Below are 19,284 nucleotides of genomic sequence, written 5' to 3'. Positions count from 1 at the left end.
TGACGGATCGCCGAGCCGCACTCACCGCTCGCGGCCGGCCTGTTCCACAGGCTGGGCGACGCGTCACGCCTGCCGGGTGAGCGGCCTCGTCACGGTGTAGCGTCGCGTCCGTGCACTTCGTCATCATGGGATGTGGCCGCGTCGGGTCGACCCTCGCCCGCACCCTCGGCCGCGGCGGTCATGACGTCGCGATCATCGACGTCGACGCCTCGGCATTCCGCCGGCTCGGCACCTCCTTCGAGGGCCAGACCGTGACCGGTGTCGGCTTCGACCGCGACACCCTCGTCGCCGCCGGCATCCGTGACGCGTACGCCTTCGCGGCGGTCAGCAGCGGCGACAACTCCAACATCCTCGCGGCCCGCGTGGCGCGCGAGACCTTCGGCGTCGAGCACGTCGCGGCACGCATCTACGACCCCCAGCGCGCCATGGTCTACCAGCGCCTCGGCATCCCGACGGTGGCCACCGTGCGCTGGACCGCCGACCAGATGATCCAGCGGCTGCTCCCCCAGGGGTCCGTGCCCGAGCTCACCGACCCGAGCGGCAAGATCGTCATCGCCGAGGTGCCGCTCGCCGAGACCTGGGTCGGTCGCCCGCTCACCGACGTCGAGCAGCAGACCGGCGCACGCGTCGCCTACGTCACCCGGCTCGGCGAGGGCACCCTCCCCCGCCCCGAGATGGTCGTGCAGCAGGGCGACCTCGTGCACCTCGCCGTGCAGCGTGAAGAGCTCGCGCGCGTCGAGAGACTCTGCGACTCGGCCCCCGTCGCCCACTGAACGGCCCAGGAGAAGAGAGAGCATGCGCGTCGTCATCGCCGGGGCCGGGAGCGTCGGCCGGTCCATCGCCCGTGAGCTGCTCGGCAACGGGCACCAGGTGCTGCTCATCGACAAGGACGCCGACGACGTCCAGGCCTCCCGCGTGCCCGAGGCGTCCTGGCTGCTGGCCGACGCCTGCGAGCTCGCCGCGCTCGAGGAGGCCCGGCTCGAGGAGTCCGACGTGTGCGTGGCCGCCACCGGTGACGACAAGGCCAACCTCGTGCTGTCACTGCTGGCCAAGACCGAGTTCGGCGTGCCGCGCACGGTGGCGCGCGTCAACAACCCGAAGAACGAGTGGATGTTCGACGAGTCGTGGGGGGTCGACGTCGCGGTGTCGACGCCGCGCCTCATGACGGCCCTCATCGAGGAGGCCGTCAGCATCGGCGACCTCGTGCGCATCTTCGAGTTCCAGCAGGGTCGCGCCTCGATGGTCGAGATCACCCTCCCGGAGGGCAGCCGCTTCGCCGGTCGCCGCGTCGGCGACGTCGAGTGGCCCGTCGACACCGTGCTCGTCGCCATCATCCGTGACGAGCGCCCCCTGGCCCCGACGCCCGACGACGCGATCGAGGCCGGCGACGAGCTGCTCTTCATCACCACGCCCGAGCAGGAGGACCGCCTGCAGGACCTCGTCGCCCCCGACGAGCGCCACCGCAGCATCGACGCGCGCTGAGCCTCAGGCGGTCGCGCGGTTCGGGTCGATCGGCGTGTGACCGCGCAGCAGGATCGCACCCATCGCAGTCACCGCGAGCAGGTATGCCGGCCAGCCGAGCACCACCTTCGCGACGCCGAGCGCTGCGACCTGCTCGGCGAGGTAGAGCGGCACCATGATCGCCAGGCGGACGACGTTGAGGGCGATGAGCACCCACGCGAGGCGTGCCGCGACGGTCACGATGCCGGCGTGACGCCGCCACCACGTGGGGTTCTCGGCGAAGGCCTCAGGCTCTGCCACCCCGACGACGAAGCCGAAGAGGGGCCACCGCGTCAGGTTCGTGACGAGCAGCAGCACGAGCAGGCCGGCGTTCTGGAGCATGCCGGGCAGGAACGCGTCTTCCGCACGCCCCGACCGGAGCGCGAAGAACGCCGAGATGCCCACTCCCACAGCGGCATACATGATGAAGCGAGGGTCTTGACGCTGGACGAGGCGGACCAGCAGCAAGGCGGCCACGCAGGCGCCGGCGACGATGAGCGCGGTCCGGAGGTCCTGCGTGCGCGACCACGTGAGCGCGAAGGCGAGAGTCGGCACGGCCGACTCGACGGCCCCGCGCCAGCCCCCGATGGCCTCTGACAGCTTGTCGCGGAGCAGCTCCTCCACCGTCTCGTAGCGGCGCAGGTCTGCCTCGGATCGGGTGACGCCGTCGCCCTCCCGTTGGCCCGACATCGCGGCCTCGCGCTCGGCCTCAGCCATGCTGCTGCCCCGCGCGGGCGACTATCTCGTAGGCCGGGTTGAACATCGTCGTGACCTTCCGGCGGGTGGTGATGCGGCCCGTGGCCTGGATCTTGATGCCCGGCACGATGCCGGCGATGCGGCGACGGCCCAGCCAGACGAGGTGCAGCGACTCGGTGCCGTCCCAGACCTCGACGTCGAGGGCGGGCGTCTCGTCGCGCGGGCGCAGCGTCACCGAGCGGACCTCGCCGAGCACGGTGACCTTGGTGCGCTGGCGAGCGTCGCTGATGTGCACCACCCCGAGGTCGATCGACTCACGGCGCAGCTCGTCCGCCTCGATCTCGTGCGACGAACGGGTGAGGCGGTGGCTGAGGCGGCGCAGCGCGCCCGGCTGGCCCGTGCTCACTAGGGGGTCCCGGTGGGACACTGCGCGGGAGGGCACGGGCCCGACATCAACGGACCTCGGTGATCTCGGGGCCGCGCTCGAACGGATTGAGGTCGCTGTCGTCGGAACCCTGCGTGGGCTCCTCGGCCTGGGTCGCACCGTCGGCGTCGGGAAGACGCAGCGGCAGCAGCTCGCGAGGCGGCATCGCCTCGTCGCCGCGGTCGATGACGGCGGTCCGGATGACCGCGTGGACCGCCTCGGCGGCAGCCGGCTCGATCGCCGCGCGCCCGGACACCACGGCGCGCAGGAACCACCGAGGGCCGTCGACGCCGACGAAACGAGCGGGCATGAAGACGGTGCGACCGTCGGGGCCCGCCTGCGGCATACGGGTCAACAGCTCCTCGCCGAACTCACCCGTCAGCACCTCGGCGGTGCCGCCCGAGTCGACGATGCTCGCGGCGATCTCGTTGCGGATGTCGATCCAGACACCCTCGGTGCGCGGCGCGGCGAAGGCCTGCAGCTGCACGGCGGACTCGCCGATGACGGCCGTCACGCCGGTGATCTGCTGCTCCTGCTCGTTGATCTCGAGGCGCAGCTCCATGCCCTGCTGGCCACGCAGCCAGATGGCACCGAGGTTGAGGTAGTCGCTGTCATCGTCGACCACGGCACGATCGAGCGGACCGGTGGTGCCGTCACGACTCACGTCGCCCGAGGCGCCGTCGAGCTCGTCCTGACCGTCCTGGTCGTCGGGAAGGTCGTCGACCTCGGTGTCCAGCGCGTCGGTGTCCACGGCATCGGTGTCCGGGCGGTCCTTCGACTTGCCCCGGCTGAAGAGTCCCACGTCATTCCGTCCTTTGAAGTCCTGCGGCCCCGCGGGGCGTCGTGCCCGGCCGTGTCGTCGCGGCGCTGACGCAGCGCCCGGCGAACCGTATCCGATGATCACGCCCCGGTGGGCGACTCCCCCGCCTTCGGCGAGGTGGCGGCCCCCGGACCGAACCCACCGGTGGATCCGTGTCCAGTGTCCCCCCGACTGGTGCGGTCGAGCGAATCGACCTCGACGAAACGCACGCGCTCGACACGCTGCACGACGAGCTGGGCGATGCGGTCGCCCCGTCGCACGGTGAACGCGAGGCGCGGGTCGAGGTTGACGAGGTTGACGAGGATCTCGCCGCGGTAGCCCTCGTCGACCGTGCCCGGCGCATTGACGATCGAGATGCCGTGTCGGGCAGCGAGCCCCGACCGAGGGTGCACGAACCCGGCGTGGCCGGGCGGCAGGGCGAGGGCGACCCCCGTGGGCACGATGACCCGCTCCCCCGGCTCGATGGTCACGTCGACCCGCGCGCAGAGGTCTGCGCCGGCGTCACCGGGATGCGCGTAGCCGGGCAGCGGCAGGTCTGCGTCGAGGCGCCGGACGGCCACGTCGGTGAGGGACTCGGACGGGGCGACGGCCGGGACGGCCGGGGTCTCGGGGGAGCCCGGGACAGCACAAGGGTCGGTCACGAGGACCGACCCTACTTGCCCGACGTGATGCGGACGCTGCTGCCCGGTGGGCTCGGAGACGCTCAGGCGGCGCACTCCGTGCAGATCATCATGCCGTTGCTCTCCGTGGCGAGCTGGCTGCGGTGGTGGACCAGGAAACAGCGGCCACACGTGAACTCGTCGGCCTGCTTCGGCAGGACCCGCACCGACAGCTCCTCGCCGGAGAGGTCGGCACCCGGGAGCTCGAAGCCCTCGGCCTGCTCGGTCTCGTCGACGTCCACACTCGACGACGTCTTGTCGACCCGACGCGACTTCAGCTCCTCGATGGAGTCCTCGTTCAGGTCGTCGTCAGTTTTGCGTGGCGCGTCGTAATCGGTTGCCATGTGTCGTCTCGCTTCTACTCGTGCTGCGCCTTGCGGTCTTGTGAGGCGGTGAACGCTCGTGGTCCCGTGCTTGTTCCCGAGGGAAAGGGGGTCGTCAACGCCGTTGTCACAACCACGAAACATGTCCGCGTGCGCGTATGGTGCCCGATCCCCGCGGCAATGTCACGTCGGGGCCGCCACCGGCTGAGACGAGCCCCTCCCGACCTCGGACACACCTACCCTTTCCGGACCAACCATTCACCTGCGCTTTGCCATCCGCCTACGCGGTCGGGTGCACATTGGTGGTCCTACGGCGCGGTAGGGTCTCCGGACCCGACCGATCGACTACCAGGCCCGGAGGTGGCACCATGACCGAGTTCGTCGACCAGATCAGGCAACGTGTCAACGACGCGCTGGGCGACCTCGCCGACGCCCGCACAGCGGGCGACGACTACCGCATCCAGGTGCACACCGGAGAGCTCGAGTCGTTCGCGCGGCTCGCAGCCGAGAACGGCATTCGCGTCCCCGAGCTCGAGCCGTTCCGCGCGGCCTGAGCCCGTCGCCCCGCGGGCGTATGCCGGCCGCTGCGTCACACGACGAACGCCCCGCCCGGTCCTCCCGGGTGGGGCGTTCGTCATGCGGGGACGGCTGGTCGGGTCAGTCGCCTTGGTCGGGACCCGCGAGGAACAGCTCGCGCACCTGCTCGACGAGCGCCGGGCCGGCCGCGACGGTCAGGGCCTTGCCGGGGTGCTCGCCCACTCCGCACACGACCGCCCCCGCCTCCTCGGCGATGAGCCAGCCGGCGGCGAGGTCCCAGGCGTTGAGCCCGCTCTCGGCGTACGCGTCGACGGAGCCGTCGGCGACCCGCACGAGGTCGAGGGCGGCGCTGCCGATGCGACGGATGTCGCGCACCAGGGGGAGCACCCGACGCAGCACCTCGGCCTGCCTGGCCCGCACCTCGGGTGCGTAGCCGAAGCCGGTGGCGAGGAGGGTGCGGCCGAGCCGGTCCTCCCCCGACGCGGCGAGGCGCCTGACCTCCGCCGGGCTGGCCCCGGGTGCCCGGTCCGGCGTCGCGGTTGCGGCCTCGGGGCGGGTCCATGCGCCGGTGCCGAGGCCGGCGTGGTGGACGAGCCGCAGGCACGGGTCGGCGACGGCGCCGGCCACCGGCGTCCAACCATCCTGGGAACGGGCGTCGCCCACGACGACGGCGACCGAGACGGCATACGCGGGCACCTCGTAGAGGTAGTTGACGGTGCCATCGATGGGGTCGATGACCCACGTGAGGCCCGACGTGCCGTGGACGTCGGCGCCCTCCTCGCCGAGGATGCCGTCGTCGGGGCGTGCCTGCTGGATGAGCCGGTGCAACAGCTCCTCGGAGCGGCGGTCCATGACGGTGACGACGTCGGTGTCGGTGGACTTCGTGGCGGCGACCCCGATGCGCGCCGGACGCTCGTCGCGGATGAAGCGGGCCGCCTCGGTCGCGACCTCGATGGAGAGCCGCTCGAGCTCCGCGACGGTGACGCCGTCGGGCAGGGTGGGGACGGTGCGAGTGGTGCTCATCTGGACCTCTCAGTCGCTGCCGCACAGGGCGGGTCGGGCCTGCCGGAGGTTGGGGCAGCACCCCGGTTCGCAGACCGACGGCCGACGGCCCTCGAAGTGCGGGACGGCCTCGCCACGGGCCTCCGCGGCCCGCTCGAGCAGGGCGTCGGCGAGGTCGCTGACGAAGGTCGGCGACGTGCCGACGGTGGGGACGCGCACGAGGCGGAGCCCGAGCTCGTCGGCCGTCTGCTGGGCCTCCGTGTCGAGGTCGTAGACGACCTCCATGTGGTCGCTGACGAAGCCGATCGGCGCGACCACTGCGGTGCGCACACCCTCGGCGGCGAGCTCGCGCAGCCGGTCGTTGACGTCGGGTTCGAGCCACGGGTGCGTGGGCGGCCCGGAGCGCGAGCAGAAGACGAGCTCGCCGGTGAGCTCGCGGCCGAGCAGCCGGCCCGCCTCCTCCGCCAGTCGTGACGCGACGGCGAGGTGCTGGCGCTGGTAGAGGTTGCCCTCGCCGTCGCCCGGCCCGGACGTGTCGTCCATCGCATCCGGGATCGAGTGCGTGACGAAGAGCAGCGCGATCTCGTGGTCGGGGGCCCCGTCGAGGGCCCGCAGCGAACGAACCAGCTCGTCGAGGTTCGCGGCTGCGAAGCCGGGGCGGGGCGCGTACTGGGCGACCTTGTCGATCGACAGCTCGATGCCCTCGTCGGCGACGCTCGCGGCGGCGTCGGCGAGGTTCTCGCGGTACTGGCGGCACGACGAGTAGCAGGAGTACGCGCTCGTCGTCAGCACCACGACCCGACGGTGCCCGGCGGCGTGGATCTCGCGGAAGGCGTCGTCGATGAAGGGCGCGCTGTTGCGGTTCCCCCAGACGATCGGAGTCTCGATGCTGCGGCTGTCGAGCTCGCCGCGCAGCGCCGCGATGAGGGCACGGTTCTGGTCGTTGATCGGGCTGCGGCCGCCGAAGTGGTCGTAGTGCGCCCCCACCTGGGCGAGACGCTCGTCGGGGATGCCTCGCCCGGCGGTGACGCGCCGCAGGAACGGCATGACCTCGTCGGGGCCCTCAGGGCCGCCGAACCCGAGCAGCAGCACTGCGTCGTAGGGGGCAAGGCCCTGCTCCTCGGCGGTGGCCGACTGCGGTTCAGCGGGCGTTGGTTCAGCCGGCGTGGGTTCGGTGGGCTGGCCGGGGGTCCGGGGTGTCTCTGTCATGTCTCCGCCATCGAAGGGCTCTGGTTCGTACGGGTCTGTGGGGCGCTGTGTGCGTCACGTCGGCGTGGAGCGCAGCGGCGTGGGCGCGTTGAGGTCGAGGCGCACGGCGACCATTCTCACCGCGAACACGAGGGCCGCCGACGCCCACAGCACCCAGTCCTGGAGGGAGCCGAGCTGGGCGGCGACGACCACGATGACGGCCCCGAGCATGGCTGGGAGGGCATAGAGCTCACGACGGAGCACCTCGGGCACCTGCCCGGCGAGCAGGTCGCGGACGATGCCCCCGCCGATGGCCGTGATCACCCCGACCAGCACCGAGGCGACCGGCGAGACGCCGCTGGTCGTGATCGCCTTGAGGCTTCCGGAGACGGCGAAGGCCGCGAGCCCGGCAGCGTCGAGCACGCGTACGAAACGGGTCACGCGCTCGACGCCGGGATGGAACAGGAAGGTGACGAGGCCGCCGAGGGCTGCGGCGGTGAGGAGCCGCCAGTCGCTGATGCCGACCGGTGGCACGCTGCCGATCAACAGGTCGCGCATGATGCCGCCGCCGAGCGCGGCCGCACACGCGAGCACGAGCACGCCGAAGAGGTCGAAGCGCTTCTTCACCGCCACCAGGCCGCCCGAGAGCGCGAAGACGAACACGCCGACGAGGTCGAGGGCGAGCTGGGCGGACGCGAAGGTGGTTGGCATGCCAGAGCAAACGGTACCCGTGCGGCGTGGTCGCTTTGGTGGGCACCCGCGCCGGTGGCATGCTCGACTGCACAGCAGGACCCGCACCACCCCGCAGACTCGCTACCGGGAGACCCACCCATGCAGCACCTCAGGCTCGTCGGCGTCCACGAGGACGGAATGCACCTGCTGCTGGCCGACGACGACGGCAACCGTTTCGCCCTCCCCCTCGACGAAGGAGTCCGGGCCGCGGCACGCCGCGACCGTCCCCGGAGCGGGCAGCTGAAGGTCGAGGTTCCCGGTGGCCTCCGCCCCAAGGACGTCCAGTCGATGATCCGGGCCGGCATGACGGCCGAGGAGGTCGCCGAGCGCGCCGGCTGGTCGGTCGAGAAGGTCCACCGCTACGAGGGCCCGATCCTCGCCGAGCGCGAGCACGTCGCCGGCATGGCCCGTCAGACCAGGCTGCGCCCGCGCGGCGGCTCCCACGGAGCCGCGCCCACCCTCGATGCCCGAGTCAGCGAGCGCCTGCGCAGTCGTGAGATCGACGGCGGGTCGGCGCGCTGGGACTCCAGGCGCACCGACAAGGGCGCGTGGACCGTGCTCCTCTTCTTCAACGCCGGCGGACGCGAGCGAGAGGCGGTCTGGCAGTTCGACGCGCTGGCGCGAACCCTCTCCGCGGTCGACGACGAGGCCCGCTGGCTCAGCGAGGACGAAGACGTCCAGACACCCGGGCCGATCCCGGCGCCGCACCTGAGCGCTCCTGCCCGGCCCAGCCGCGTCTACGACCTCGAGGCCGAGGGCGGAATCACCGCCCCCACCCCGCGTCGTCGCGAGGGTGAGACGGTCGACCTGATGGCGGCCATGCGTGAGCGCAGCGCACAGCGGGGCCGTCGGCGCCGACCGAAGTCCGCCGAGGTGCCCGGTCTCGACTCCGTGCCCGAGGAGGCCCTGCCGCTCGAGGAGCTCGCCGGCGACCTTCGCGACCAGCTGCCGCCCGCGGCCCACACGCACCCCGAGGACGACCCCGACGTCGTCAAGAGCGGTTCGGCCGAGGACCGCGTCGGCGAGGAGGCCGCCTCACGTCGCACCCGGGCTGCCGACCGCACGCGGCCGTTGCAGCAGGTGCGGGGCGACGAGGTTCCCGCCGAACCCGAACCCGAACCCGAAGACGTCGCTGACGACGACGTTCAGGACGCCAGCGCCGAGACCGAGGCCACCGAGCAGGTCGACGCCACCCATGGGGGCGCAGCCGACGATCTCTCCGACCCGGACGACTCGCTCGCTGTGGCCGACGAGGGGGCCGCAGCCGCGCGCGGGCGGATGACCGAGCCCACCGATCATGGCGAGCCCGACGAGCAGGAGTACGCCGACGTCCTGGAGCAGCGCGCCGCCGCGCCCGCGGCTCGGCCGACCCCGAAGCCGGCACCGCCCGCCCGCAAGTCGGGCCGGCCGAGCGTCCCGAGCTGGGACGACATCATGTTCGGCCGCAAGACCGACTGACGCGACGGAGAACCTGCGTCGAGAACTGAGCACTCGACACTCGAGTGCCCACTTCCCGACACCAGGCCCGCGTAGGGAACTGGGCACTCGATGGGACTGGATGGTCGAGTGCCCACTTTCCGACACCAGGCCCGCGTAGGGAACTGGGCACTCGATGGGACGCGATGGTCGAGTGCCCACTTCCAGATGGGAAGGCGCCCTACTCGGCCTGGGTGATCGGCAGCGGCGGGAGGGGGCACACGTCGAGGTCGAACGGCAGCACCTCGGGCGAGATGGCCGCGGCCTTGGCGGCGTGCGAGGTCATCCGCCGCATGTAGTGACGACGGCAGAGCACCTCGTATTCGACGAGTCCCGTGGTGCCCGGCTTGGTGTCGCCGACGACGACCTGCTCACCCTCGACGACCATGACACCGTCGAGCACGCGCGCGTTCGTGGTGGCCCGGCGACCGCACCAGCAGAGCGCCTCGACCTGCAGCACCTGCACCTTGTCGGCGAGCTCGATGAGCCGCTTGCTGCCCGGGAAGAGCTCCGTGCGGAAGTCGGCGGTGATCCCGAACGCGAACACGTCGACCTCCATCTCGTCGACGATGCGGGCGAGCTGCTCGACCTGGTCGCTCGTGTAGAACTGGGCCTCGTCGCAGATGAGGTAGTCGATCCGGGTGCCGGCGGTCGCGCGCCCGACGATCTCCTCCCAGAAGTCGAGGTCGTCGCCGACCTCGAGGGCCCCGGTCGACAGACCCAGGCGGGAGCTGAGCACGTTGGTGCCGGCGCGGTCCATCTTGGTGAAGATGAGGCCGATGCGACCCCGCGCACCGTGGTTGTGGTCCATCTGCAGGGCGAGGGTCGACTTGCCGCAGTCCATGGTTCCGGAGAAGAAGACGAGCTCAGCCACGAGGCACCACCCTAGGTGTCACGACGGGGTGGCACCACGACCACGGGCACGGCGAGTTCCGCGTCGCTCGTCGACCCGTGCAGGCCGAGCAGGGCCACGAGCTCCTTGCGCATCAGACCCGAGTGCACGACGGCGAACGACCCCCGGGTCACGACCACCAGGTCGCCGATGCGTCCCTCGACGCCGGTGCGCACCGGCCCGAACCACCCGTCGTCGACGGCCTGCTCACGCGTCAGGATCTGCACGCGGCCGCCGAGGCGGTCGGTCCACGCCTGCCGGACGTCCTCGGCGGCGCCCGGCTCGGCGTACAGCTGGAGGTTGCGCGGCTCCCCGCCGAGGTGGCGGAGCCCGATCATCAGAGCCGGCTCGTTCACGAGGTCGATGCGGTCGCCGAACGGGATGTCGACCATGCCGTGGTCAGCCGTCACGACGACCGACGTGTCGTCGGGCACCCGGGCGGCGAGCTGCCGAAGGGCGGCGTCGACGGCCTCGACCTCGTCTCCCCACTGCCACGACTGGCAGCCGTGCACGTGGCCGATCTTGTCGACCTCGCCCCAGTAGAGGTAGACGAGCGAGCGGGGCGCAGCGCGAACCGCTGCCACCGTTGCGTCGACGCGCTCGTCGAGCGTGCGTGCCGCCCGGAACTGGCCCCCGCGAAGGGTGGCGAGGGTGAGCCCGGAGCCGTCGAAGTAGTAGGGCCCAACCATGGTCACCGAGACGCCGGCGTTCTCGGCGGCCTCGAAGACGGTCTCGTTGGGCTGCCACGCGCGCGGGTCGGGGCCGTCCTCCCACGACAGCTCGTTGAGCAGCTTGTCGGTGGCAGGGTCGAGCACCTGCATGCCGACGAGGCCGTGAGAGCCCGGCGGGAGGCCCGTGCCGAAGGTGCCCATCGAGGTCGCCGTCGTGGTCGGGAAGCCGCACGGCACCCGGTGAGCGGTGCCCAGGTGGCTGCGCAGGAACGGGGCGTGGCCGCTGCGCTGGCGCAGCAGGTCGTGGCCGAGGCCGTCGACCAGCACGACCACGGTGCGGGGCGCGGCCGGCAGGTCGAAGACGTCGCGGCCGGCATACCTCGGGACGCCCAGTCGGTCGGCCACCGAGGGGAGCACGGAAGCGAGGGTGCCGCGCGACCAGTCGGTGGGGCCAGGTGCGTCGGACGTCACGCGAGTGGACGAGGTGTCGTCAGGGGCACCGGAGAGCGTCATCGCCAGTGTCAGTGCGCCGTGCCGCCGCCGATGCTGGCGGACAGCACCCGCGCGAAGCCCATCGCGTTGCCCACCGCGTCCTCGCCGTCGGCAGCCGAGCTGATGCGCAGCGAGATGTCGTCGGACGCGATGGTGCCCTCGAAGCCGTGGTCGGCGGTGCAGTCGGGGTCGCCGCACTGGGCCGGGATCATGTCGAGGCGGCTGACCGCGCCCCAGCCGAGGGTCAACGTGAGGTCACGACCGTGGGTGCCCGGGGTGAAGGTGTCGGGCTGGGCCACGACGTGGGTGAGCATGACGCCCCGGACAGCCGCCAGGGGCACCGTCTCGGTGGTGGCGGTGGCCATCAGCTTGTCCTCGGACTCGGCGTGGTCGTCGGCGTGCGCGATGACGAGGCGCAGCGGTGTGACGACGAGGACGGTGACGTGCCGCCGCACCGTCTCGTGGTCGAAGGTCGTCTCCTGGTGCACCAGGTGCGACACGACCTCGTCGTCGGCGATGGCCGACTCGACGACGTCGCAGACGAGGGAGGGGTAGTAGCCGGCTCGGGTGATCGCCTCGGTGAGGTCCTGGGGAAGGGCTCGGCCGGTGCCCTGGGTGGCGCGTCGCATGCCCCCATCCTTGCACCCGCGGGACCCTGCACCCTCCGCACAGCCCACAGGCAGCCCGGGCAGGGGCTCGACCGGCGCCCACCCGAGTCAGGTCATTCGCCGTCGTCCGGGGTCCTTGCGCACGAGGGCCGGCCGCACGACGACCTCGGCGCCGAGCACGTCGACCCCACCGGTCCACGCGTTGACCGGGTTGAGTTCGACCGACGAGAGCTCCGGGTGGTCGTCGGCCAGGACAGACAGGCGGGCCACCAGGTCGGCGAGCGCGGCGCGGTGCACCGGGGCGGCCCCACGGTGGCCGCTCAGCAGAGGCGCTGCCTTGACGCCGTCGATGAGGTCGGTGACGTCGACGTCGGTGAGCGGCGGGATGCGGTGGGCCACGTCATCGAGCAGCTCGGTGGGCGGGCCCGCGACCGAGAAGCTCACGACCGGACCGAAGAGCGGGTCCTCGGTGGCACGGATGACGGTCGAGACGCCGGGCACGGCCATCCGCTGGACGACGAAGCGGTCGGCGACGAGGGGGCCGAGCCGCTGGCTGAGGGACGAGTAGGCGTTGCGGACGGCGTCGGCGTCGACGAGGTCCCCTCGCACCCCGACCAGCCCTGGCTGGTGGCGCACGACGGGTGAGGTCGACTTGAGGATGACCGGGTAGGTGAGCTCGTCGGCGGCGGCCACGGCCGCGTCGACCCCGGTCACCTCGACGGCCGGCCACACGCGTATGCCGTAGGCCCCGAGCAGCTCGCGCGCCTCCTCGCGCGTCAGCGCGCGTCCCTCGACCGCGCCCGCGAGGTAGCCGTCGATGAGCCCCTCGGCGCGCAGCCGGTCGATGCCGACGGGGGCCACCGGGCTGCCGCGGTCGCGCTGGCGCCACAACGCGTACCTCGTGACCGCGTTGAGCGCGCGGATGCCGTCCTCGGGCATGGCGTACGACGGCACGGACCGACGTATGCCGTCCTGGTCGTAGGAGAGACCGTCACCGACGCCGCGCATGCCGAGGAACGTTGCGACGCAAGGCTTCTCGTAGTCGGCGACGATGTTGCGCACTGCGGTGTGGACCTCTTCGTCCGGGGTGACGAGCGGCGGGATGAACGCTGCGACGACGCTGTCGACCTCCGGGTCGGCGAAGGCGGCGTCCAAGGCGGCCGCGAACTCCTCGGCGGACGCCTGCGGCGCGAGCGAGACCGGGCCGTGCGTCACCCGGAGGCCCCAGCTGACGCAGGCGCTCGCGCTGAGGGCACCCAGGGCGTCGGAGTTGCCCACGATCGCCACCCGGTCGCCCTTCGGCAGGGGCTGGTGCAGGGTCAGCTGCGCGACGTCGAAGAGCTGGTGCACGTTCTCGACCCGGATGACACCGGCCTGCCGGAGCAGTGCGTCGAAGGCCTGCGGCGGCACGTTGGTGACCCGGGTGCGGTGCCCGGGTGGTGCGGCGAAGCTCGAGACGCCCGAGCTGACGACCACGACCGGCTTGACGGCCGCGAGCGCCCGCGCGATGCGCGAGAACTTGCGCGGGTTTCCCATCGACTCGAGGTAGAGGCCGACGGTGTCGGTCTCCTGGTCGTCGATCCAGTACTGCATGAGGTCGTTGCCCGACACGTCGACCCGGTTGCCCGCCGAGGCGAACACCGAGATGCCGAGCCCTCGTCTCGCGGCCGACGCGAGCACGGCGACGCCGAGGGCGCCGCTCTGCGCGAAGAGGCCGAGGCGTCCGGAGGCGGGGATCACGGTCGCCAGGGTGGCGTTGAGGCGAACGGCCGGGTCGTTGTTGATCAGGCCGAAGCTGTTGGGCCCGACGATGCGCATGCCGGCGCGGCGCACGCGGCGACGGAGCTTCTCCTGCAGCAGGATCCCGTCATCACCGGCCTCGGCGAACCCGGCGGACAGGACGAGGAGGGCCTTGACGCCCGCCTTGCCGCAGTCCTTGACGATGTCGATCGCCTGGGCGGCCGGCACCACGACGATGGCGAGGTCGACCGGCTCAGGGGTCTCGAGGATGCTGGGGTAGGCCTTGAGCCCCTGGATCTGCTCGGCCACCCGGTGGATCGGGTAGAGCTGGCCCTGGTAGCCGGCGTCGAGGATGTTGCGCATGACGAGCGCCCCGATCGACTCGTCGCGGCGGCTCGCCCCGATGATGGCGACACGCTCCGGGAAGAGGATGGTGCGCATGCTGCGCGACTCGGCGCGGTGCTCGCGAGAGAGCTGCACGGCCTTGCTCTGCTCGGTCGGCTTGATGTCGAAGGCGACCTCGACGACGCCGTCCTCGATGTGGTGCGTGACCTCGTAGCCGGCGTCCTTGAAGACGGTCAGCATCTTGCGGTTCTGGGGCAGCACCTCGGCGACGAACCGCGTGATCCCCATCTCCTGGGCGATGGCTGCGAGGTGCTCGAGCATCACCGAGCCGATTCCCTTGCCCTGGAAGTGGTCCGAGATGTTGAACGCCACCTCGGCTGACGTCGGGTTGATGCGGTCGTAGCGGCCGATGCCCGTGATCTCACCGTCGAGGGTCGCGACGAGCGCGACCCGGTCGTGGTGGTCGACGTGCGTGAAGCGGTGGACGTCGCGTTCGCTCAGCTCGCGCAGGGGCGCGAAGAAGCGCAGGTAGATCGACTCCGCCGACTGGCGGCTGTGGAAGGCACGGATGCCGTCGGCATCGTCGGGCGTGATCGGACGGATGTGCGCGACCGTGCCGTCGCGCAGCACCACGTCGGCCTCCCACTCGACGGGCGCTCCCGCCGCCAGGGCCGAGACCCGCTCCATCGCCGCGGTGTCGTCGAGCTCGCCACCCTCCATGGCCCACATCCTGTCACCTCGTCCCAGCCCCGCCACGGACCTGTGCGCACCTGACGGGACGCGAGCCGGACGGATGGCACGCTGTTCGCATGGAGTTCACCGAGGTCGTCCGCGCCAGACGCATGGTCCGCCGCTACGACCCCGATCGGGCCGTGCCCAGAGAGGTGGTCGAGCGGTGCCTCGCGAACGCTGTGCGCTCCCCCAGCGCCGGCACCAGCCAGGGCTGGGACTTCGTCGTCCTGTCCATCGCGGAGGAGCGCGACGCGTTCTGGGCGGCCACGACGGAGGCCGGCGCGCCGAGCGACCGCTGGCTCGACGGCATACGCAAGGCTCCCGTCCTGGTGCTGTGCCTGTCGCACAAGGAGGCCTACCTCGACCGCTACGCGGCGCCCGACAAGGGCTGGACCGACCGTGACGAGTCGCGCTGGCCGGTGCCCTACTGGGACGTCGACACCGGCATGGCGTCGCTGCTCATCCTGCTGACGGCCACCGACGAGGGCCTCGGGAGCCTGTTCTTCGGGGTGCCTCCGGAGCGACACCCCGCGGTGCACGAGGCGTTCGGGATCCCCGGGTCGCGCACGCTCGTCGGCGTCGTGTCGATCGGGTATGCCGTCCCGGGGCCCAGGAGTCCCAGCCTCCGACGCCACCGGCGAAGCGGTCGCGAAGTCGCCCACTGGGGCCGTTTCGGCGTGGCAGGTGAGGACGCGTGAGCGGCCTGCGCGAAGATGGGGTGTTGACCCGCTAGCGGCAAGGAGCACCACCCGGCATGGCCCGTCGAACGACCACCCCGCCTCCGCCCGAGGACTTCGAGGAGAAGATCGTCGGGATCGACGTCGAGGAGGAGATGCAGAACGCCTTCCTCGAGTACTCCTACAGCGTCATCTACAGCCGGGCGCTGCCCGACGCGCGCGACGGCCTGAAGCCGGTCCAGCGACGCATCCTCTACGGCGCGAACGAGCTCGGCCTGCGCCCCGACCGTGGCCACGTCAAGAGCCAGCGTGTCGTCGGTGAGGTGATGGGCAAGTACCACCCGCACGGCGACCAGGCCATCTACGACGCCCTCGTGCGCATGGCCCAGCCGTTCACGCTGCGCCTGCCCCTCATCGACGGGCACGGCAACTTCGGCTCGCTCGACGACGGCCCCGCGGCCGCCCGCTATACCGAGGCGCGGATGGCGAGCGCCGCCCTGCTGATGGTCGGCTCCCTCGACGAGGACACCGTCGACTTCGTCCCGAACTACGACGACACGCAGTACCAACCCGGCGTCATGCCGGCCGCCTACCCGAACCTGCTCGTCAACGGCGCCGCCGGCATCGCCGTGGGCATGGCCACGAACATGCCGCCGCACAACCTCGTGGAGGTGATCGGCGCCGCCCGGCACCTCATCACCAACCCGACGTGCTCGCTCGAGGACCTGATGAAGTTCGTCCCGGGGCCCGACCTGCCCTGCGGCGGCAAGATCGTCGGCCTCGAGGGCATCCGCGACGCCTACCTCACCGGCCGCGGTAGCTTCCGCACGCGGGCGACCGCCCGCATCGAGTCGATCACCCCTCGGCGCAAGGGCATCGTCGTCACCGAGCTGCCCTACCTCGTCGGCCCGGAGAAGGTCATCGACAAGGTCAAGGACCTCGTCCAGGGCAAGAAGCTGCAGGGCATCGCCGACCTCAAGGACCTCTCCGACCGCCAGCACGGGCTGCGCCTCGTCATCGAGATCAAGAACGGCTTCAACCCCGACGCCGTGCTCGAGCAGCTCTACAAGCTGACGCCGATGGAGGAGAACTTCGGCATCAACAACGTCGCCCTCGTCGACGGCCAGCCCCGCACGATGGGCCTGAAGGACCTGCTCAAGGTCTACGTGGACTTCCGCACCGACGTCGTGCGGCGCCGCACCGCGCACCGCCTCGCCAAGCGCGAGGAGCGCCTGCACCTCGTCGAGGGCCTGCTCATCGCCATCGTCGACATCGACGAGGTCATCCAGGTCATCCGCAGCTCCGACGACGCCGCCACGGCCCGGGCGCGGCTGATGGAGGTCTTCGACCTGTCCGAGGCGCAGGCGACCTACATCCTCGACCTCCAGCTGCGCCGGCTGACGAAGTTCTCGCGCATCGAGCTCGAGACCGAGAAGTCCGAGCTCGAGCGGGCCATCGAAGAGCTGCGTGCGCTGCTCGAGAACGAGAAGCTGCTGCTCAAGCTCGTGTCCACCGAGCTGGCCGACGTCGCCAAGGCGCACGGCACCCCGCGACGCACCGTGCTGCTCGAGAGCTCGGGCGCCAGCGCTGCAGCGACGGCCAGCTCGCCCCTCGAGATCGCCGACGACCCCTGCTGGGTGCTGCTCTCGTCGACCGGGCTGCTCGCGCGCACCGGCTCCGCCGAGCCTGTGCTGGCCGACGGGTCCCGGTCGAAGCACGACGTCGTCATCGGGGCGGTGCCGACCACGGCCCGCGGCGAGTTCGGCCTCGTCACGAGCGCCGGACGCATGGTGCGCCTCTCGGCGCTCGAGCTGCCGACGCTGCCCCCGACCAACGGCGCACCGAGCCTGTCGGGCGGAGCTCCCTTGGCGGCATACGTCGACCTCGCCAAGGACGAGGAGCCGGTGACGATCGTGCCGATCGGCGCCGACGCCCCCGTCGTCGCACTCGGCACGGCCTCGGGCGTCGTCAAGCGCGTGACCCCCGACTCCCCCAAGGGCAACGACTGGGACGTCATCAGCCTCAAGGACGGCGACCGGGTGGTCGGCGCCGGCGTCGCAGGTCGTGACGACCTCGACCTCGTCTTCGTCACGACCGACGCCCAGCTGCTCCGCTTCGTCGCCAGGTCGGTGCGTCCGCAGGGCCGTTCGGCCGGCGGCATGGCCGGCATCAAGCTCACCGCCGGGGCCCGCGCCGCCTTCTTCGGCGTCGTCGACCCAGCGCGCGAGGGCGTCGTCGTCACCTCGGCCGGGTCGTCGGGCGCCCTCCCCGGCACCGAGGGCGGGTCGCTCAAGGTCACGCCGTATGCCGAGTACCCCGCCAAGGGACGCGCGACCGGCGGAGTGAGGTGCCACCGCTTCCTCAAGGGCGAGGACACCCTCGTGCTGGCATTCGCCGGCAACCTCCCCGCGCGCGCCGCCGCCGCCAACGGCGTCGCGATCGACCTGCCGGTGGCAGACGGCCGACGAGACGGCTCGGGCATCCCCACGACCGCCGTCATCGCCCATGTCGCCGCGCCCCCGGCCACGGAGCGGACGGGCGGGACCGACGGTCAGGGCGCCGGATCGGGCAACGCTCCTGATGTCGAGGCATCGACGACGGACGGAGAGCAGGAATGAGCGACGCGCCGTCAGCACCCACCCAGGCCGACAGCAGTGGGGTGGGCGAGGTCAGCTCGGTCAGCGTGGTGTCTCCGGCCGAGGACTTCGACGAGCACCCGGCTACCAGCGGGCACGGACGTCCGGCCTCCGACGCCTGCTCGGTCCAGTGGGACCGCGACGGCACGAGCGCCTACGGCACCGCTGCGACGGCCCGGTTCTTCGTCGTCATCGAGCAGCCCGGGCCGTGGGGCCGTGACGCCGCCCGCGAGTCGCACCTCGACCACGATCTCGGGGCCGAGCTCGACGCCCGCACGAGCCGTGCCGGCGGACGGTTCATGCTGATCCGCCGACCCGGTGGACACCCTGCGCACGATGGCCCGAGACGGGTCCTGCTCGCCCATGCCGGCGCGCGGGCCGAGGACGCCTGGCTGCTCTCGGCGGATCTCGACGACATCGGCAGCCTGCTCGGCCTCGACTGGGGGGCTCTCGCCCGCGGCAGCCGCGCCCTCGTGCAGGCGTCCCTGCCCGGCTCGAGGCCGGCCGAGCCCACGCTGCTCGTCTGCACGAACGGTCGCCGCGACGTGTGCTGCGCGGTCAGGGGACGCCCGCTCGCGGCCCATGCGGCGCGGCTCGCGCCGGGTCGCGTCTGGGAGGTGTCGCACACGGGCGGCCACCGCTTCGCGCCGACAGCTGTACTCCTGCCGTGGGGCCAGACCCTGGCGCGCCTCGACGACGCCGGCGCCGAGCGCGCGCTGGCGTCGAGCGACACCGGTCACCTGCCGGCCGAGCTGCTCGGGCCGCTGCACGACCGTGGCCGGTCGGGTGCGACCGGTCCGGCCCAGTGCGCCGAGTCCCACATCCGGCTCGAGACCGGCGAGACGCGCCTGGCCGCACTGTGGGCCGACGAGCCCGTGCCGGTCGACGGGACCGCGACGCCAGGCCCGAACGGCCCCGGCTGGGACGTCATCGTCAACCACGTCGACGGGCGGCGCTGGCGGGTGGCGGTCACGCGCGTGCCGGCCGAACGCACGCGTCCGGAGTCATGTGGCAAGAAGGCCATCGACGTGATGGAGCACCGTGCCTCGACCGTCGAGGCCTGGTTCTAGCCGAGATGCATCGCGTCGGGAACTGAGCACTCGACGGGTGAGGGCCACGCCACGGCCGTCGGGA

Annotated in this window: 19 protein-coding genes; 7 read left to right on the top strand and 12 right to left on the bottom strand. The window is 71.9% G+C overall.

The features are described from left to right. Window positions 1-110 precede the first annotated feature (110 nt). Both AC1DE0_RS10160 and AC1DE0_RS10155 read left to right on the top strand, forming a co-directional pair. Window positions 111-773 carry a potassium channel family protein gene (locus tag AC1DE0_RS10160; RefSeq protein WP_478099953.1) on the top strand — a complete coding sequence of 221 codons (663 nt, stop codon included), beginning with the start codon at window positions 111-113 and terminating at the stop codon, window positions 771-773. Between the two features lie 22 nt (window positions 774-795). Then, window positions 796-1,482, top strand: a complete 687-nt coding sequence (locus tag AC1DE0_RS10155; protein ID WP_478099951.1) for a potassium channel family protein — start codon at window positions 796-798, stop codon at window positions 1,480-1,482. A gap of 3 nt (window positions 1,483-1,485) precedes the next feature. Here AC1DE0_RS10155 and AC1DE0_RS10150 read toward each other — a convergent pair whose 3' ends face one another. The 5 genes from AC1DE0_RS10150 to AC1DE0_RS10130 form a co-directional block, all read right to left on the bottom strand. Then, window positions 1,486-2,217, bottom strand: a complete 732-nt coding sequence (locus AC1DE0_RS10150) for a DUF3159 domain-containing protein (protein ID WP_478099949.1) — start codon at window positions 2,215-2,217, stop codon at window positions 1,486-1,488. After that, a complete protein-coding gene (locus AC1DE0_RS10145; RefSeq protein ID WP_478099947.1) occupies window positions 2,210-2,602 on the bottom strand; it encodes an OB-fold nucleic acid binding domain-containing protein in 393 nt (130 codons plus the stop codon). Before AC1DE0_RS10145 ends, AC1DE0_RS10150 begins: the two co-directional genes overlap by 8 nt. Window positions 2,603-2,648: 46 nt before the next feature. Then, a complete protein-coding gene (locus tag AC1DE0_RS10140; protein ID WP_478099945.1) occupies window positions 2,649-3,422 on the bottom strand; it encodes a DUF3710 domain-containing protein in 774 nt (257 codons plus the stop codon). 98 nt (window positions 3,423-3,520) lie between these two features. Beyond that, window positions 3,521-4,081, bottom strand: coding sequence for a dUTP diphosphatase (gene dut, locus AC1DE0_RS10135; protein ID WP_478099943.1), 561 nt, complete (start codon window positions 4,079-4,081; stop codon window positions 3,521-3,523). A gap of 62 nt (window positions 4,082-4,143) precedes the next feature. Beyond that, window positions 4,144-4,443 (bottom strand): DUF4193 domain-containing protein, encoded by a 300-nt coding sequence (locus tag AC1DE0_RS10130; RefSeq protein ID WP_478099941.1) that lies wholly within the window; start codon window positions 4,441-4,443, stop codon window positions 4,144-4,146. Between the two features lie 347 nt (window positions 4,444-4,790). Here AC1DE0_RS10130 and AC1DE0_RS10125 point away from each other — a divergent pair, with 347 nt between their 5' ends. Next, complete coding sequence (locus AC1DE0_RS10125; protein WP_442292391.1) at window positions 4,791-4,976, top strand: hypothetical protein; 186 nt, start codon at window positions 4,791-4,793, stop codon at window positions 4,974-4,976. 103 nt (window positions 4,977-5,079) lie between these two features. Here AC1DE0_RS10125 and AC1DE0_RS10120 read toward each other — a convergent pair whose 3' ends face one another. The 3 genes from AC1DE0_RS10120 to AC1DE0_RS10110 are packed head-to-tail and all read right to left on the bottom strand — an operon-like array spanning window position 5,080 to window position 7,860. Next, window positions 5,080-5,982: an inositol monophosphatase family protein gene (locus AC1DE0_RS10120; RefSeq protein WP_478099939.1), complete on the bottom strand. Its 903-nt coding sequence runs from the start codon at window positions 5,980-5,982 to the stop codon at window positions 5,080-5,082. A 9-nt stretch (window positions 5,983-5,991) separates the two neighbouring features. Next, the gene (locus AC1DE0_RS10115; protein ID WP_478099937.1) at window positions 5,992-7,170 is read right to left on the bottom strand and encodes a ferrochelatase; all 1,179 of its coding nucleotides are present in this window, start codon (window positions 7,168-7,170) and stop codon (window positions 5,992-5,994) included. A 54-nt stretch (window positions 7,171-7,224) separates the two neighbouring features. Continuing rightward, window positions 7,225-7,860 carry a trimeric intracellular cation channel family protein gene (locus AC1DE0_RS10110; RefSeq protein WP_478099935.1) on the bottom strand — a complete coding sequence of 212 codons (636 nt, stop codon included), beginning with the start codon at window positions 7,858-7,860 and terminating at the stop codon, window positions 7,225-7,227. Window positions 7,861-7,980: 120 nt separating this feature from the next. Between AC1DE0_RS10110 and sepH the strand changes: the two genes are divergently transcribed. Then, window positions 7,981-9,339: a septation protein SepH gene (gene sepH, locus AC1DE0_RS10105; RefSeq protein WP_478099933.1), complete on the top strand. Its 1,359-nt coding sequence runs from the start codon at window positions 7,981-7,983 to the stop codon at window positions 9,337-9,339. Between the two features lie 199 nt (window positions 9,340-9,538). Here sepH and AC1DE0_RS10100 read toward each other — a convergent pair whose 3' ends face one another. The 4 genes from AC1DE0_RS10100 to AC1DE0_RS10085 all read right to left on the bottom strand — a co-directional run bounded on the left by AC1DE0_RS10100 (window position 9,539) and on the right by AC1DE0_RS10085 (window position 14,825). After that, window positions 9,539-10,231 (bottom strand): thymidine kinase, encoded by a 693-nt coding sequence (locus AC1DE0_RS10100; protein ID WP_478099931.1) that lies wholly within the window; start codon window positions 10,229-10,231, stop codon window positions 9,539-9,541. 11 nt (window positions 10,232-10,242) lie between these two features. After that, entirely contained in the window at window positions 10,243-11,433 is a 1,191-nt protein-coding gene (locus AC1DE0_RS10095) for an alkaline phosphatase family protein (RefSeq protein ID WP_478099929.1), read from the bottom strand. A gap of 8 nt (window positions 11,434-11,441) precedes the next feature. After that, entirely contained in the window at window positions 11,442-12,041 is a 600-nt protein-coding gene (locus tag AC1DE0_RS10090; RefSeq protein WP_442292398.1) for a DUF5998 family protein, read from the bottom strand. Between the two features lie 87 nt (window positions 12,042-12,128). Continuing rightward, window positions 12,129-14,825 carry a bifunctional acetate--CoA ligase family protein/GNAT family N-acetyltransferase gene (locus AC1DE0_RS10085; protein ID WP_478099926.1) on the bottom strand — a complete coding sequence of 899 codons (2,697 nt, stop codon included), beginning with the start codon at window positions 14,823-14,825 and terminating at the stop codon, window positions 12,129-12,131. Between the two features lie 89 nt (window positions 14,826-14,914). Between AC1DE0_RS10085 and AC1DE0_RS10080 the strand changes: the two genes are divergently transcribed. The 3 genes from AC1DE0_RS10080 to AC1DE0_RS10070 are packed head-to-tail and all read left to right on the top strand — an operon-like array spanning window position 14,915 to window position 19,220. Then, window positions 14,915-15,535, top strand: coding sequence for a nitroreductase family protein (locus AC1DE0_RS10080; protein WP_478099924.1), 621 nt, complete (start codon window positions 14,915-14,917; stop codon window positions 15,533-15,535). 56 nt (window positions 15,536-15,591) lie between these two features. Continuing rightward, window positions 15,592-18,132 (top strand): DNA gyrase/topoisomerase IV subunit A, encoded by a 2,541-nt coding sequence (locus AC1DE0_RS10075; protein ID WP_478099922.1) that lies wholly within the window; start codon window positions 15,592-15,594, stop codon window positions 18,130-18,132. Next, window positions 18,129-19,220, top strand: a complete 1,092-nt coding sequence (locus AC1DE0_RS10070; RefSeq protein ID WP_478099920.1) for a sucrase ferredoxin — start codon at window positions 18,129-18,131, stop codon at window positions 19,218-19,220. Before AC1DE0_RS10075 ends, AC1DE0_RS10070 begins: the two co-directional genes overlap by 4 nt. Window positions 19,221-19,284 lie beyond the last annotated feature (64 nt).

It is taken from the genome of Terrabacter sp. 05T424, from assembly GCF_056396225.1.
Note: the sequence above shows the minus strand (reverse complement) of the source record. Positions and strands in the feature narration are given on the sequence as shown.

Coding starts and splice junctions, on each gene's coding strand:
- AC1DE0_RS10070 (WP_478099920.1), top strand. CDS start 18,129: ATGAGCGACGCGCCGTCAGCACCCACCCAGGCCGACAGCAGTGGGGTG.
- AC1DE0_RS10150 (WP_478099949.1), bottom strand. CDS start 2,217: ATGGCTGAGGCCGAGCGCGAGGCCGCGATGTCGGGCCAACGGGAGGGC.
- AC1DE0_RS10125 (WP_442292391.1), top strand. CDS start 4,791: ATGACCGAGTTCGTCGACCAGATCAGGCAACGTGTCAACGACGCGCTG.
- AC1DE0_RS10155 (WP_478099951.1), top strand. CDS start 796: ATGCGCGTCGTCATCGCCGGGGCCGGGAGCGTCGGCCGGTCCATCGCC.
- AC1DE0_RS10120 (WP_478099939.1), bottom strand. CDS start 5,982: ATGAGCACCACTCGCACCGTCCCCACCCTGCCCGACGGCGTCACCGTC.
- AC1DE0_RS10080 (WP_478099924.1), top strand. CDS start 14,915: ATGGAGTTCACCGAGGTCGTCCGCGCCAGACGCATGGTCCGCCGCTAC.
- AC1DE0_RS10095 (WP_478099929.1), bottom strand. CDS start 11,433: ATGACGCTCTCCGGTGCCCCTGACGACACCTCGTCCACTCGCGTGACG.
- AC1DE0_RS10085 (WP_478099926.1), bottom strand. CDS start 14,825: ATGGAGGGTGGCGAGCTCGACGACACCGCGGCGATGGAGCGGGTCTCG.
- AC1DE0_RS10115 (WP_478099937.1), bottom strand. CDS start 7,170: ATGACAGAGACACCCCGGACCCCCGGCCAGCCCACCGAACCCACGCCG.
- AC1DE0_RS10090 (WP_442292398.1), bottom strand. CDS start 12,041: ATGCGACGCGCCACCCAGGGCACCGGCCGAGCCCTTCCCCAGGACCTC.
- AC1DE0_RS10110 (WP_478099935.1), bottom strand. CDS start 7,860: ATGCCAACCACCTTCGCGTCCGCCCAGCTCGCCCTCGACCTCGTCGGC.
- AC1DE0_RS10075 (WP_478099922.1), top strand. CDS start 15,592: ATGGCCCGTCGAACGACCACCCCGCCTCCGCCCGAGGACTTCGAGGAG.
- AC1DE0_RS10130 (WP_478099941.1), bottom strand. CDS start 4,443: ATGGCAACCGATTACGACGCGCCACGCAAAACTGACGACGACCTGAAC.
- sepH (WP_478099933.1), top strand. CDS start 7,981: ATGCAGCACCTCAGGCTCGTCGGCGTCCACGAGGACGGAATGCACCTG.